Source organism: Leptospira soteropolitanensis (assembly GCF_026151655.1).
In the GTDB taxonomy this organism is placed as follows: Bacteria; Spirochaetota; Leptospiria; order Leptospirales; family Leptospiraceae; genus Leptospira_A; species Leptospira_A soteropolitanensis.
The window spans coordinates 13,799-27,073 of the sequence record NZ_JAMQPN010000004.1 but is presented as its reverse complement, the minus strand read 5'-3'; the positions used below and the strand labels follow the sequence as shown (position 1 = coordinate 27,073).

16 protein-coding genes are annotated in these 13,275 nt (G+C 41.5%); 3 read left to right on the top strand and 13 right to left on the bottom strand.

Annotation, left to right across the window (positions count from 1 at the left end; genetic code table 11):
- Positions 1-128: 128 nt before the first annotated feature.
- From ND811_RS10390 to ND811_RS10355, 8 genes are all read right to left on the bottom strand, one after another.
- Entirely contained in the window at positions 129-956 is an 828-nt protein-coding gene (locus ND811_RS10390; RefSeq protein WP_265352185.1) for an LIC_10740 family protein, read from the bottom strand.
- Entirely contained in the window at positions 931-1,926 is a 996-nt protein-coding gene (locus ND811_RS10385) for an N-acetylmuramoyl-L-alanine amidase family protein (protein ID WP_265352186.1), read from the bottom strand. The genes ND811_RS10390 and ND811_RS10385 overlap by 26 nt, the downstream gene beginning before the upstream one ends.
- Before the next feature lie 80 nt (positions 1,927-2,006).
- On the bottom strand, positions 2,007-3,617 hold the full coding sequence (locus ND811_RS10380; protein ID WP_265352187.1) for a DEAD/DEAH box helicase: 1,611 nt from the start codon (positions 3,615-3,617) through the stop codon (positions 2,007-2,009).
- A gap of 8 nt (positions 3,618-3,625) precedes the next feature.
- Positions 3,626-4,429, bottom strand: a complete 804-nt coding sequence (locus ND811_RS10375) for a class I SAM-dependent methyltransferase (protein WP_265352188.1) — start codon at positions 4,427-4,429, stop codon at positions 3,626-3,628.
- Complete coding sequence (locus ND811_RS10370; RefSeq protein ID WP_265352189.1) at positions 4,426-6,528, bottom strand: tetratricopeptide repeat protein; 2,103 nt, start codon at positions 6,526-6,528, stop codon at positions 4,426-4,428. The genes ND811_RS10375 and ND811_RS10370 overlap by 4 nt, the downstream gene beginning before the upstream one ends.
- 7 nt (positions 6,529-6,535) lie before the next feature.
- Entirely contained in the window at positions 6,536-6,958 is a 423-nt protein-coding gene (gene nusB, locus ND811_RS10365) for a transcription antitermination factor NusB (protein ID WP_265352190.1), read from the bottom strand.
- On the bottom strand, positions 6,955-7,422 hold the full coding sequence (gene ribH / locus ND811_RS10360) for a 6,7-dimethyl-8-ribityllumazine synthase (RefSeq protein ID WP_004783584.1): 468 nt from the start codon (positions 7,420-7,422) through the stop codon (positions 6,955-6,957). Before ribH ends, nusB begins: the two co-directional genes overlap by 4 nt.
- Positions 7,423-7,445: 23 nt before the next feature.
- Positions 7,446-7,598: a hypothetical protein gene (locus ND811_RS10355; protein ID WP_265352191.1), complete on the bottom strand. Its 153-nt coding sequence runs from the start codon at positions 7,596-7,598 to the stop codon at positions 7,446-7,448.
- Positions 7,599-7,704: 106 nt separating this feature from the next.
- Here ND811_RS10355 and ND811_RS10350 point away from each other — a divergent pair, with 106 nt between their 5' ends.
- Positions 7,705-8,142 carry an SET domain-containing protein gene (locus ND811_RS10350; protein ID WP_265352192.1) on the top strand — a complete coding sequence of 146 codons (438 nt, stop codon included), beginning with the start codon at positions 7,705-7,707 and terminating at the stop codon, positions 8,140-8,142.
- Positions 8,143-8,206: 64 nt separating this feature from the next.
- Here the strand turns inward: ND811_RS10350 and ND811_RS10345 are convergent, their stop codons facing one another.
- The 3 genes from ND811_RS10345 to ND811_RS10335 form a co-directional block, all read right to left on the bottom strand.
- Positions 8,207-8,413 carry a hypothetical protein gene (locus ND811_RS10345; protein ID WP_265352193.1) on the bottom strand — a complete coding sequence of 69 codons (207 nt, stop codon included), beginning with the start codon at positions 8,411-8,413 and terminating at the stop codon, positions 8,207-8,209.
- Between the two features lie 68 nt (positions 8,414-8,481).
- Positions 8,482-10,068 carry a glycoside hydrolase family 57 protein gene (locus tag ND811_RS10340; protein WP_265352194.1) on the bottom strand — a complete coding sequence of 529 codons (1,587 nt, stop codon included), beginning with the start codon at positions 10,066-10,068 and terminating at the stop codon, positions 8,482-8,484.
- Positions 10,068-10,823 carry a hypothetical protein gene (locus tag ND811_RS10335; RefSeq protein WP_265352195.1) on the bottom strand — a complete coding sequence of 252 codons (756 nt, stop codon included), beginning with the start codon at positions 10,821-10,823 and terminating at the stop codon, positions 10,068-10,070. The genes ND811_RS10340 and ND811_RS10335 overlap by 1 nt, the downstream gene beginning before the upstream one ends.
- 103 nt (positions 10,824-10,926) lie before the next feature.
- On the opposite strand from ND811_RS10335, the gene hpf reads away from it, so the two are divergent.
- Together hpf and ND811_RS10325 are read left to right on the top strand one after the other, a co-directional pair.
- Complete coding sequence (gene hpf / locus ND811_RS10330) at positions 10,927-11,214, top strand: ribosome hibernation-promoting factor, HPF/YfiA family (RefSeq protein WP_135568664.1); 288 nt, start codon at positions 10,927-10,929, stop codon at positions 11,212-11,214.
- A gap of 7 nt (positions 11,215-11,221) precedes the next feature.
- Entirely contained in the window at positions 11,222-12,094 is an 873-nt protein-coding gene (locus tag ND811_RS10325; RefSeq protein ID WP_265352196.1) for a hypothetical protein, read from the top strand.
- 3 nt (positions 12,095-12,097) lie between these two features.
- On the opposite strand, the gene ND811_RS10320 is transcribed toward ND811_RS10325, so the two are convergent.
- Entirely contained in the window at positions 12,098-12,652 is a 555-nt protein-coding gene (locus tag ND811_RS10320) for an LIMLP_12425 family protein (protein WP_265352213.1), read from the bottom strand.
- A gap of 4 nt (positions 12,653-12,656) precedes the next feature.
- A complete protein-coding gene (locus ND811_RS10315; protein ID WP_004784002.1) occupies positions 12,657-13,262 on the bottom strand; it encodes an RNA polymerase sigma factor in 606 nt (201 codons plus the stop codon).
- Positions 13,263-13,275 lie beyond the last annotated feature (13 nt).

Genomic DNA, 13,275 nt, shown 5'->3' with positions numbered 1-13,275 from the left:
CCATACGATGATCGGCAAATCCCTATTTTCCATAAGCAAATTTTGAAAAATAGGAATATCTAGGGGAATTTCCCTGATTTATGGCTCAGGGGACCGTCACTGAATAGAGAATAGCTCTAATTCGAAAATTATGGGCGGGTGACTTTTGCGGACAAGGACTCCCAGTGGTAAACAGGGCTTACTTCTCCAGAAAACTGATGTTCGATCGATTTGAGGTTTATAAAGTTTTCAAAAAGGCTTGCATTTAACGCACGTATTGTGGAATCCATTGCAAGGATCCTACGTTTGTTCACCACCTCTTCTGATTCCTTAGGACCACTGTCTGATCCAGCAGTATAATAGGTTATTGTGTCTACAGGAGCATTGGGATTTTCCTCTTCGGAATCGTTTGTTTCCTCGGATTTGGTACGAGGTAGTCTATATTTTTCCATCACATCTTGTAAAATTTGAACATTCCAATCGATGACAAGTTTTGATTCTTTTTCTAAAAACCAGGACTGCTTTAAAGCAAAACGAATGTCCAAAAGTTTTTTAGGTGAAAAAAGTTTTCCATCTTTTGCCAAAGCTTCCACGGAATCAAAGTAAGGTGGTGATCCCACTTCACCAACGATTTGATAAATAAAATCGCCCGGTTCTTCTCTTTTTAGTACCTTTCTGTGGATAGGGATTTGTTCCCCTTCTCCGTTCGAAATATAAATCACAATTGGTTCTCTGTGATCAAATGAAGGATAGGAATACAATTGAAACGGAACAAGCAATCGAAATGGATTTTGTTCGGCTAAAATAAAAAAACTAAAAAAGATTAGGAGAGAAAACCAAGAGGCAAATAAAAAGATAAAGTCTCTTGTGAGTTTGGTTTCCCCTGTTCCGATTTTATAAAATCGAATGATGAGTAATTTTATTGTTTGGCTTAGCGAAAGAAGATAATCCTTAATCTTTTGAAGATGCGTATTCATGAATTCCTTTGATGACACTACGTGCAATTTTTTTTTGGTAGGTTTTATCCCGTAATTTCCTACTCTCTTCTGGGTTTGTCAGATACCCCATTTCCACAAGTACAGCAGGCATAAGGCTTCCTCGCAAGACGGAAAAATCTGCCTTTTTCACTCCCCTAGATGGGATCTCAGGACTCAAACCCTTTTCAAACTGTTCTGCCACGGCGCTCGCCAATTTCCGCGACCGCCTTTGGGTGACACTGGATAACATCTGCGACTGGATTTGAGAAACAACCGGGTTCTTATGTTTTCCCACATAACGATTTTCCAAAATGGCAGTCTCTCTGGCGGCTTCTGTGCTTGGACTTTGGGAAAGATAATAGACTTCAAAACCGGCTGCCTTATCCGAAAGGGATGCATTACAATGGAAACTAATAAAAACCACATCCCGTGTGTCCTGCAACATCTGATTTGCCATTTTGGAACGGTCTTCTAACTCCACAAAGGTATCATTTTTTCGAATCATCTGCACCCGAATTTCTGGGTAGTATTTTCTTAAGTATAAATAGGTATAACGAGCCACACCGAGACTTACATCCTTTTCAAAATATCCAGTTGGATCGGAAGTGCCTGGGTCCTTTCCTCCATGCCCCGCATCAATGACAATGGCTTTCACATTGAGATTTCGTTTAGGAGATGGTTCTTTAGGAACGAGAATCCAAAGTTCCGTTTCTTTGAATTGGTAACGAACGTCATAGGAAATTAGGTTTAGTAAAATCGACTCCACTAAATCCAAAGGAAGATATACATCTTCCTCCTTTTTTAAAATGGCTTTGGGGATTTTATAAATTTTACCATCCAGGGTATAAAAACTAGATCCTAAACGAAATTGTAAGTTCCCTTGGGGTGTGTAAATGGAACCAACTCTTGTGTATTTTTTTAGTTTTGTTGTAAGTTCTGGCATTACCGTTTTTAGATCGGAAAATGCCACATAGTTTCCTTTCCCGTAGAGCGGAAGTTTGGCAACTTCAGCTCCTACGAAACTTGGAAAAAGACAAAAGCAAAAAAGGATTAATCTTTTTTGAAAAGAGAAAGAATTCGCTGCCAAATCGATTGTTTCTGTTTTTTAGATTTTTTCACTTCGTTGATATCGAAGAGATTTCTTCTTGGGTCGTTCTTCTGATAAGGTTTTCCCGATTGGTTTTTCTTATGTTGGCCTTTACCTTTCCCATCCTTGGGTTGATGGCCATGTTTGAATTCATGGTGAGTCATTTTGGCCGGGTGTTTATGGTCTCCATCTCCCTCATGATGGTGTGGGTGTGACATCTTTGCTGGCGGATGGTGTTTTTCCCCCCGTCCTTTCCCACGTCCACGGTCTCCTGATCGGTTCTCATTTCGATCACCTGACCTGTGTTCGCCGCCTCGGTTGTCCCCTCTACGTCTTGGTTTCCCGCCACGACCTCCGAGGTCTCCCCTCTCCCTGTCTTGGTATTTTTTTTCACCAGGGATGGCTTCGTCTGCAAATACAGGAGTGAACTCACCTTTAGGAAATTCTAAATACTCTTCACGAATTTCTCCGATCGGAATTTTGGAATTCAGGTAACGTTCAATTCGTTCGAGTTCGGTATAATCTGTCTCGGAACAAAATCCAATCGACATACCTTTTCTTCCCGCACGCGCTGTCCGACCAATCCTATGCACATAGTTTTCTGCATCTTGTGGTAGATCATAATTATAAACCACATCGATATTTTCGATATCGATCCCACGGGAAGCAACATCTGTCGCAATCAGATACTTATACTTTCCTGCTTTAAAATCTCGTAGAAGACGGATTCGTTTCTTTTGGTCGAGTTCGGAAGAAAGTCCAGTCGCAGTGATTCCAAATTTTCGCAATACAGAAACAATCTTAGGAATATTCATCTTGTAATTGGTAAATATAATGCCAAGACCTTCTATCTGGTTATTTAAAAGAGAATTCACAAGGTAAGGAAGTTTTTCTTCACGTCCTAGGTGGAGTAAGGTTTGGTCAATTCTTTCAGTGATGACTTTTTCTGGATTGATATGGACTTCAATCGGATCATTCAAATACTTACTGGCAAGTCTTACCACTTCGTAACTTAAGGTAGCACTAAAAAGAAGAGACTGTTTTCTATTTTTACATTTGTGAAAGATGTATTTAAGATCTTGGACAAATCCCATGTCGAACATTCTGTCCGCTTCGTCGAGAATCACTACTTTGATGTTTTCCAAAGAGAGGCCGTGGTTTTTGACAAAGTCAATGAGACGACCTGGCGTTGCGACAATGAGACAAGCTTTATTACCTAACGCCTGTTCTTGGGAGCGGTAATCCGTTCCCCCAATGATCGTAGCCACACCAAAGTCGGTGAATTCTAAAAGTTTTTTTGCTTCTTCAGCAATTTGGATCGTGAGTTCTCTTGTGGGGGCAAGGACAAGGGCATAAGGCAAAGGTTCTTCTTCCGTTGCCGACAAAAGTCTATGGAGGGTGGGAAGTAAGAAAGCCATAGTCTTTCCGGTTCCGGTTTGAGCAAGCCCCGTGAGGTCGTTTCCTTCCATTGCAAATGGAATGGACTTGGCTTGGATAGGAGTGAGGTCTGTGTAACCGATTTTTTCTAAAGCTTTGGTTAATGACTCGTGAAAGGGTAATTCGTTAAATTTCATATTGGATTTCAGTGTTTTCTTTTTCTGGCAATCAGTTCGATGGTATCACCATAGGCAAATTGGTTTGCATACAGTCGATACAGCCATTCGGGGAGTTTGCCACGAAGGCCTAAATCCCGGTAGGAGTGATACGACATAGGTCTAACATAGTTCACTTCAAAGCCAAGGATTGACAAGAGTTTTTTCAAAGAGTGAACAGAGTAGTCAAAAAAGTGGTCGGAGGGATGGGTAGAAAACCATTCCTTGGGGTTTGTTCGGAAACTGGGGCCAAAACTAGAAGGAACCGCTAAATAAAGATACCCACCAGGCCGAGTCCAGGCCTTCATTCGTTTCCAAATCCCTTCGATGTCTTCTATATGTTCGATGACAAAAAAAGCGGCGATCAGATCAAACGAATCTTTCCAATCCCCTTCTGCCACCGACAGAACAGAAGTTTGGTCTACATCGAGGCCAAGAGAGGATTTTGCAAATTCCACTTCTTTCGGAGAAAGTTCTAGGCCTTTGGTTTGGTAACCACAGGTTCTTGCCTCATCTAAAAAAAAACCAGCGGCCGATCCAATTTCCAAAAGAGAACTCTCTTTTGGTTTTGCCCCCACTGTTTCCAGATGTTGGAGCCTACGTTTTGCCATCAAACGTAAGTTCGGTTCATCTTCGTAATAGGATTTTTTGTATTGGGACTTGTATTCTTCCATAAAGTAACTATCCCCATACTCTCTCTGTTTTGCAGGAAGGTACCGAAGAACACCGGTAAGCCGACATTCTTCATAAAACTCTGGGAATTTTTTATGGGGTAAAAATTGGAACAAACTCAAAAATAAGTTCTCTTTTTAGATTCCAGGGATTTTTCATACTGAGCTCTTGCTGCTCTTTTGTTTTCATAGGCTTCCGTAAGGCTTGGGTTTAAATCAATCGCTGTTTGAAAGCTGGAAAGTGCCCGTTTAAATTCCCCATTTTTAAAATAACAAACTCCCAAATAATTGTGAGCTTTGGAAGAAATGGTAGGAGTGACATCAGAGCGAGTAATAACAGTTAGCTCCTCAATCGCTTTTTCACGATCAACAAGGGAACCGGAATCGATTAAAATTTTGGAAAGGACTAACTTTGATTCCATATCCTCTGGGTCAATATGGGTAGCGCGAAATGCTTCTTCTTTGGCTTTTCTGGAAAGACCAGAGTTTCCACTACTCGCATAACTAAGCGCCAGTTTTCTATGAGCAAGTTTGATTTCCTTTGGATCCTTAGCGTTTTCCAAAACATATACGAGCACCTTTTCGGCGGCAGGATAGTTTTTGGTTTGGATGTATACATCCGCCAGTTTCAATCTTGCTTCATACAGTTCCGGTTTCCAAGCAATGGCTTCTTCATACTCAGCAATCGCTTCTGAATAAAATCGGTTTTCTAAATAGTAATCAGCAATGGCAAGCCGTGACTGGGTGTGGTTCGGATCCAGGGCTTGCGATTTACGAAGGGACTCAATGGCCATCGTAGGTTTTCCAGCATGTAAATAGGTTAGGCCCAAGTTGTAATAGGCAGATTGGTTTTTTGGATTGAGTGCAAGTGCCCCTTCAAAAGCAGTGATACTTTCTGAATAGCGCTCCATCTCATCTAAAATGATTCCGAGGTTTACGTAAGCCGTTTCCGAATACGTATCTCCAGGGGTCAGACGGATGATCCGGCGAAAGAGGCTTTCTGCCTCTACCAGTTCCCCTTTTTTATAATAGAGCTCAGACAATGCAAAAAGGGAATCCACATCACTAGGCTTTAGTAACAAAGCTTTTTTTAAGGCAGTGATGGCCATATTGGTTTGGCCCATCGATAGAAATGCGTCTGCAATATAACGATACACTTCTGGTTCATTGGCATTGGAATCAAGGGCTTTCTGAAAGTATTTAGCGGCTTCTTCTGGCACTTTCTTTTTCAAATACACCAAACCTAAGTTATAGTAGGACTTGGCATCATTTGTTTTCAAGCGAATCACTTCGCGGAAATAAAACTCGGCTCTATCATAATCTTCTCTTTGATAAAAGATCGTTCCCAAATGGCCATAAGACAAAACAGCGGTTTGGGAATTGGGCGCTGTTTGTACGACCTTTTGGAATTCAGAAATAGATTCTGCGATATTACCTTGTTTCAAATAACTGATGGCAAGGTTATAAGTCAGAGTGACATCTGTGGGTGCTAGTGACTGCCCTTCTTTGTAAGCTTCGATGGCACTGGCAGGATCTCCAATCTCTTGGAATAAATTTCCTTGCAGGAGTGCCACACGGTAATCATTGGGTGCAATTTCTTTGGCTCTTTCGGCAGCTCGCCTTGCCTCTTCAAATTTCCCTGCATGTTTGAGTGCAAGAGAAAGATTATAAAAAGCAAAGTAGTTTTTGGAATCGTATTGGATGGCTTTTTCCAATCGTTCGATGGCATTGATATAACGACCTGCTTCATCATACATCACACCAAGGACAGTGAGTGCAATGGACTTATCTTCATCGCTTCCCGGCGAATTTAAAAACTCCTCACAAACATTTCCCACTCGGTTCACATAACGGTTGTGATAGGCACTAAGACAAGCGGCTAGTTTAGGATTTACGGAATCATCTGGAAGGTAAGGTTTATCGACAAGAAGGTTTAAAGCTTTTTTATCTGTGGGTAAGTTCTTTAAAGCTTTGGCAATCTCTTCTGGGTTTTGTTTTTTTTGTAGATACCACCAGTATCCAGCAATTAAAAACCCAAGGACAAGTAGAACAAGGAATGTCCAAAACAAAAAAGATAAAACTGGACGACCTGCCCTGGTTTCTGATTCGTAAGTGGTTTCTTTTTCTCTACCCAGGTTCCGTAAGTATGGATCTTCCTGGTAATAACTTGGCTGTGAAGACTGCTCTTCAATGCGAAACCGGTTTTTTTGGATGGGATCCATTCTTTATTTATTTGGGATTTTTCGCTACGATCTCCTTCTTATAGAAGGCATCCAGTAGTCCGTTGATAAACTGAGCCGATTCGTCTGTTTCAAATTCTTTAGTGAGTTCCACCGCCTCATTGATGACAACGGGGGCCGCAAGGAAAGGTTCCTTTTGCAAACTAAGAATCGACAAACGCAAAATACAGCGGTTGACCACGGAAATACGCGAAAGTTCCCAATTCTCCGAATACTTCTTGATTAGAGTATCGATCGCTTTTCGATTTTCGACCACTCCTTTCACAAGAAAGACGGCATAATCCTTTTCTTCTCTAGTGATTTTTTTATCATACCAATCGAATTTCATCGCCCGTTCTGGATCGGTTCCGACAAGGTCAATTTGGTAGAGGCACATTAGGGCGAGACTTCGCCCGCGGTGTCTAGAACTCATCCGATCTCTTTGAAAAGATTTGCCATCTCAATAGCTGTGGTGGCTGCCTCGTATCCTTTGTTACCTGCTTTGGTGCCAGCTCTTTCGATGGCTTGTTCGATCGATTCCGTCGTAATGACTCCAAAAATCACAGGTACCGATCCATCAGCCACGGATCCTACTTTAGCGGCTTCCCCAGAAACCAAATCATAATGAGAAGTAGCTCCGCGAATCACGGCCCCAAGGCAAACGATGGCAGAGAATTGGTATTTTTTTGACCCAAGAACACGTTTTACAGTTTGTGGGAGTTCGAAGGCACCGGGAACATAGATCACAGTGACATCGGAATCAGCGATCCCATGTTGTCTGTATGCATCTTTTGCTCCTTTGAGTAGAGACTCGGTAATGAATTCATTAAACTTTGAAACGATGACACAATGTTTTTGTCCGTTTCCGATGCGGGTGCCTTCCAGAGTAGCTGTCATGTATCCAAAATCCTAGGGGGTGGTTATTTCGCAAGACGAATGACAAGGGTAATCTTTCCGTCTGGATTTTCTACCACTTCAAACCCGTCTCGTTCGAGAGCTTTTTTGGCTCGGTAGATCGCCAGATTCACAACATTGGTTTTCTCTTCCGTTGGTTTTTGTGGTTCTCGGATCATAGAATCCCCCTCGTCCTTTAAAGTTCGGTAAGCCAACCATCCAATCTTAAATACCAATCGCTTTACAAGGTAGAATTGTTTTCCTCTTATGTCATATAGGAAGAAAATGAAGAAAAAGAAATCGATAAAGAAGGTCAAAAAAAGAAAACCGGTAGTGTATACCGAAAGTGACTTTATTGTAAAACCTTCCTCTGTTCCCAATATCGGAATGGGACTATTCACCAAACAAACATTATATAAGGGAGATACCGTAGGTTATTATATGGGTAAAATCATTACCGATGAACAAGCGGAATCAAACAAATACGTAGACTCAAAATACCTACTTTGGATCTGTAAGGATTGGTGGATTTACGGGGAAGGCCGCGAGTCGAATTACACCCGTTACATCAACCACTCTTCAAAACCCAACGCGGAACTCATCACTTCTGTCAGATGGAAAACGGCAAGGTTTAAAGTATTAAAAACGATCCCCGCGGGAGCCGAGATTTTCTTTGACTATGGAAAAGACTATTGGGACAACGTGGACTTCAAACCGAAGTAAGACGAAACTGTTTGGGCCAAAACTATCTTGGCCCAAATGCTTAAAAAACAAATGAGACGACCCCTTAAAGGAGACCGTTATTTCCAAAAGACGGTTTAGAGGAAGATTTATGAGCATCGGCAGCTTCTAAAGCTTCCACGTAACGGATCACAGAATCGTCCATCCGAAACACTCCTTCCGTTGTTTCTTTGTGGCCAAGACGGCAAACCAAAAGATTGGCAGCAAAGAAAACCAGTATCAGAACCAAGGGAAAACGAACTGCATTCGACATAAAACCCTCCGACTTAAGACTAAGCCTCCTACCCGCCTCTTCCCAGGCAAGAAATTTTTAGAAGAATTCTAATAGAAATCTTCAATTCGGATATCAGGAAAGGCATTGTTTTCTCCTTCTGCGGCCGAAAGGATTCCTTCGTCCACGGGCCCGTTTAACATCCCTTCCAGAGTCAAAAAGAGATTGGTGTGTACATTGGTTCGGCGAACCGCATAATCCACCATCGTCCCTGTTTTCATGATAAAAGCCCAATCACTACTTTGTAAAAGAAGGAGCTCTCTTCCCATTTGTTTTAAAATTCTTTTTTGCAAATCGGTTCCGGATCCGAATTCATGAGCCCTCTTGTGCATTCGGATGCTTAAGGAATGGATGAGAGGATAAATCCAATCATTCGTGGAATTGAGCCATACTTCTCCATATCCATTTTCCCCCCAACTGGACATTTTCATTTCCACGGATTGGACTCGGGGAATACCACGTGCCGCCTCCATTGGGTGAGAAAGTTGGATGGTGTTTTGATTAAAATGGATTTTTTTGAAAAGAAATTCGATAAACTGTGGACCCTCATACCACCAGTGACCATATAACTCCGCGTCATACGGTGATACGATCACTGCCGGCTGTTTGTTCGTTTCAAATAAATACTCTGCTTGGCGGATGCGGTTTCGTAAAAAATCTTCGGCATGGTTTCCTGCTGCTTCCATTGCCCAGTCTGGATGGTAGTATCCTTTATCCTGGGTTTTCCCTGTGATCCGAAAGTATTTGATGCTGGTATTGATCCTCACTCCGTTGGAGTGGAGATAAGGTGAGATATCTTCCCAAGGGAGGTCATGGCCTATGTCACGGTAGTATTCTCTGTACCGGTAATCTCCAGGATATCCATCGATAGAACTCCAAACTTGTTTGCTACTTTCAGGATCCCGTCCAAAAGCAAAAACCCCATACCCCACTTCCACAGGAGCATACACACCAAACTTTGGTCTGGGGCTTGCATGTGTGATTCCATGAGTGTCCACAAAGAAATACCGAAATCCTTCCCGGTCTAATTCCTCTTCTAGTTTTTGTGTGTATCCGCATTCCGAAAGCCAGATACCTTTAGGATCACGCCCCCAAATACGACGAAAGGTCCTCCTTCCATTCTTTAGTTGGGAACGAAAAATAGAACTTTCCGAATCATAAAAAGGAAGGAAGGCATGGGTGGCAGGGCTTGTCATGGCCTCTAACTCACCTGATTCGATAAAGGGAAGAAAACTCTTTGTTAAATCCCCTTTCGTTTCTTCAAAAATAGATTCGGTATCTAAAAAATGTTCCAAGTAACGTTTGGAAAGATAGTTGAGATGAGGATCGTATGTTGTCCGTTTGGTTTCGTGATTAGCAAGACTGATTAGATTTTTAATATACTTTCGAAATCCATTTTGCAAATACGGATCTGTTAACATTAATGATAACGTAGGCGTAAAAGACATGGTGATCCGAAAAGGAACCGACTCCTTTTTTAAATTACGAAACACTCTAATCAGTGGAATATAAGTTTCGAGAATTGCTTCGTTTAACCAGTTTTCTTCGATAAAAGGTGTATCATATCCAGGATGTCTAACAAACGGTAGGTGGGCATGTAAAACAAAAACCAAATGCCCTTTTACAAAATGATTCATTACAAAAGTCCTTTTCCTGACCCCGATCCATTCCCCAAAGAGGAAGGTGCTTGGTTTAAATTCTGATGTCCTTCTCTACCACCAGTGTTTCTGGGGAAAACATAAAACCCGGAAGGATCTCCATCTTTAAAATAATACTCATCACTATCTGCAGACTTTGCCACAAGCCCCATCTCTATCCACTGTGGGTGAATCCATTCCTTATCCAAACGAAAGGATTCGGATCCGACCGGTAAATCCTTTCCACTCGTATGAAGGGCAGAAACTTCTTTTTTCTGATAAGAAACAATGATGGAAGTTTGGATCTCCCGGACCGGAAACATAAATTTCAAATAATAAGATTCTGTAAACGGAGCTAAATCATAAAACTCGATCCGTTCGCTTCCGAAGATATTTTTGTATTCTACCTTCAATCGAAATTTCAACTCATTTGTCGAAGGTGATTCTAATTCGTTTAAAACATTTGTTATTGTTTTCTCTGAGAACTTCCAAAACACAAAAGCTTCCCTGGGAGTCCGAATAAGGACTCTCATGAGATCATCCCCAGGTATTTCCGGATGTTTTGTAAATTTGGAATCGTTGTAAATAAGAACAGGAGAGTTGGAATGAGAAAGAGGCTCTGTTTTTTTTACCGTTTTTTTTGCGGCTTTCTTTGCACCAGTTTTTACTGGTTTATCTTCTGAGCTGACAACTGACTGTTTCTTCTTAGGGGCGGACTTTTTTTTGGCGCCAACTTTTTTTTCTTCATTTGCCATGTTCCAAGCTTAAAGATGAGAAACATACACCTTCAATTCTTTTTTATTTGACGTTTGCTTTTTTTCTAAAATACAATCAATCCATACCAAATTGGGACAAACTATGAAAATCAATTATACCTGGAAACACTTAGACCGCTCCGAAGCCGCTGAAAAATATGCGGACGAAAAACTAGAAAGAGTTACAAAATACGTTCAAAAAATCGTATCCTGCGAAGTATCATTTGAAGCCATTCATGGAGAAATTAGCTCTAACTTAAAGTTACACGCTGATGGCACCAATTTTAATGCACACAACCAAGACAAAGATGTTTATGTTTGTATCGATGGATTGGAAGACAAAATCCTTTCTCAAGTAAGCAAACACCACGATAAAAAAAGCCAACACTAAGTCTCTTATGATTCAGAAGTCGGAAGAAGCACTCACTTATCTTTCCAATGGTGAGTTTGAAACTGCAAAATCTCTTTATTCCGTACTTCTGGATCGAGATCCAGAAGACCTTGCTACCATCAGCGGATATTATATAGCCAGTTTTTGGGATCATAGGCTTGATTTAATTCTAAAAACCAGAGAAGGAAAAGAAAGGGGCAAACTACTCCTTGGATTCTTTGCTGATTTTGAATCGGAAATCAGAAAACGTGGATATCATACCACCGATAGTTTTTTTGTCACCCAAGACTGCATCTTAAAAGAAGCACGCGACCACCTAAAATTGGCTTACCAATGGGAAGGTGCCAATGCTCTCGACAAAGACCTGTTACGTGACCTTGCCGTTTGCCTCATCAAAATCAAAGACTATGGAATGGCATTGGAAGTTTTACTCTATGGGGGAAACAAACAATCACCCGTACTTCAGTATTATTTAGCAGAAACACAAGTGATGACAGGAAATGAAAGGGAAGGAATCGAAACCTACCGCACCGCTTTTTTAAATGATCCTCAACTTTTTCCCCATACAATCGTTCGTTGGCCACCCCTTCTCACCCTCATCCAAAAAGCCATTGAAATGACGAAAAAGGAAGACGAAATGAAAGAACTCGTTCCTGTCCTTGCTTGGAGAGAAGGGATCTTTCGACCTACAATCAAAAAAGACGAAACCACCATTCAAATTTGGTTTTCAGAACTAAAGAGACTTGCGGACAGCAAAGAAAGAAGTGGAGGTAGTTTTCGTCTAGAAGCAAGGATGGAACAATTTGCTTTGGCCATCCTCCATTCTGCTGACGACATCCGCTCTAGGGATGCCGTCCAATTTGCCAAGGGGTTTGTTTAAAATCTATCTTTCGACAGATTCAATGAGAAGGCGAAGTTCGTCTGCAGCAGACTCTCTTCCTGTTTTTTCATAATACAATTCTAACTCACGAAGTCCATAAACAGAACCTGGAGCCGAACGCAAATGATCCAGTAACATACGTTTCTGGTAGGATTCATTCAGATCAAGGCTTGTAGGTTCGTATTGGTAATTGTTTTGTTCAATCACAACACCTGCCGTATCATTTCCAGAAATTGTGGTTTCTTGGGAGTTCCTAGTGGCAAGAACAAAGACAAGACTTAAAGCCATTACGGCAGAGAAGGAATATTGAACCGTTCGGTTTTCAATTAAATCGCGGAATGTGAAGGAGATCTTTTGGTTTGGTTTGTCAAAGGTAACGGATTCAAGGAGGTTCAGTAAGCGAATGTCGAAGTCTTCAGACATCCGGGGAAGGATGGTATCTTCCTTTTCCTTTACCCTTTGGAAAAGAGAACAAATCTTATTTTCCAAAACCACACTGTCTGTCTCTTCTGGAAAGAGACCTGGATATTGTGAACGAAACCAATCTTTTAAACTCATAAACTTATTTTTCAAAGAACCCTTCTCCCTTTTCGTCTTTCTGGATGAGGTGCTTTAAAAACTCCTTCGCCTTGAAGAGACGACTCTTAACAGTACCTACGTTACATTCCATGATCTCAGCAATCTCGTTATACGAAAGATTTTCGAAATAACGAAGTTCCAAAACCTGTTTGTAGGAATCTTCTAAGAGTGCAATCTTATCCATTAGATAACGAGACTCCTCAGAAAGTTCCAATTTTTTTTCATATCCGACACGAGAATCCACAAATTGGTTATCTCCCGAGTCATCCATAGGTTTTTCCCGACCTCGTTTCTTCTTTGCAAGCAAATCTTTGGATTTATTCACCACAATACGGTAGAGCCAAGTATAGACCCCAGCTTCCGCACGGAAGTTTTGGATGGATTTATAACCAGAAATCAGGGCGTCTTGGACAATATCCTCCGCATCATCTCCATCTTTTACCATGGAAACGGCTTTGCGGAACAATCGTTCTCGGAAAGGGGACACTAAGGTCATATAGGCAGTCGGATCCCCTGCTTTGATCTTTTGGAGAAGGATTTTTTCCTTCTCCCGCAGGGTCATATTTTTGCCTTCTAGGGGGCGTGGCATGAGGCCTAGAATT

What these genes read in the sequence shown, in the direction of transcription:
- ND811_RS10350 (WP_265352192.1), top strand. Translation starts at nt 7,705, where the DNA reads ATGAAGAAAAAGAAATCGATAAAGAAGGTCAAAAAAAGAAAACCGGTA.
- ND811_RS10355 (WP_265352191.1), bottom strand. Translation starts at nt 7,598, where the DNA reads ATGATCCGAGAACCACAAAAACCAACGGAAGAGAAAACCAATGTTGTG.
- ND811_RS10320 (WP_265352213.1), bottom strand. Translation starts at nt 12,652, where the DNA reads ATGAGTTTAAAAGATTGGTTTCGTTCACAATATCCAGGTCTCTTTCCA.
- ND811_RS10380 (WP_265352187.1), bottom strand. Translation starts at nt 3,617, where the DNA reads ATGAAATTTAACGAATTACCCTTTCACGAGTCATTAACCAAAGCTTTA.
- ND811_RS10390 (WP_265352185.1), bottom strand. Translation starts at nt 956, where the DNA reads ATGAATACGCATCTTCAAAAGATTAAGGATTATCTTCTTTCGCTAAGC.
- ribH (WP_004783584.1), bottom strand. Translation starts at nt 7,422, where the DNA reads ATGACAGCTACTCTGGAAGGCACCCGCATCGGAAACGGACAAAAACAT.
- hpf (WP_135568664.1), top strand. Translation starts at nt 10,927, where the DNA reads ATGAAAATCAATTATACCTGGAAACACTTAGACCGCTCCGAAGCCGCT.
- ND811_RS10340 (WP_265352194.1), bottom strand. Translation starts at nt 10,068, where the DNA reads ATGAATCATTTTGTAAAAGGGCATTTGGTTTTTGTTTTACATGCCCAC.
- ND811_RS10325 (WP_265352196.1), top strand. Translation starts at nt 11,222, where the DNA reads ATGATTCAGAAGTCGGAAGAAGCACTCACTTATCTTTCCAATGGTGAG.
- ND811_RS10315 (WP_004784002.1), bottom strand. Translation starts at nt 13,262, where the DNA reads ATGCCACGCCCCCTAGAAGGCAAAAATATGACCCTGCGGGAGAAGGAA.
- nusB (WP_265352190.1), bottom strand. Translation starts at nt 6,958, where the DNA reads ATGAGTTCTAGACACCGCGGGCGAAGTCTCGCCCTAATGTGCCTCTAC.
- ND811_RS10335 (WP_265352195.1), bottom strand. Translation starts at nt 10,823, where the DNA reads ATGGCAAATGAAGAAAAAAAAGTTGGCGCCAAAAAAAAGTCCGCCCCT.
- ND811_RS10345 (WP_265352193.1), bottom strand. Translation starts at nt 8,413, where the DNA reads ATGTCGAATGCAGTTCGTTTTCCCTTGGTTCTGATACTGGTTTTCTTT.
- ND811_RS10370 (WP_265352189.1), bottom strand. Translation starts at nt 6,528, where the DNA reads ATGGATCCCATCCAAAAAAACCGGTTTCGCATTGAAGAGCAGTCTTCA.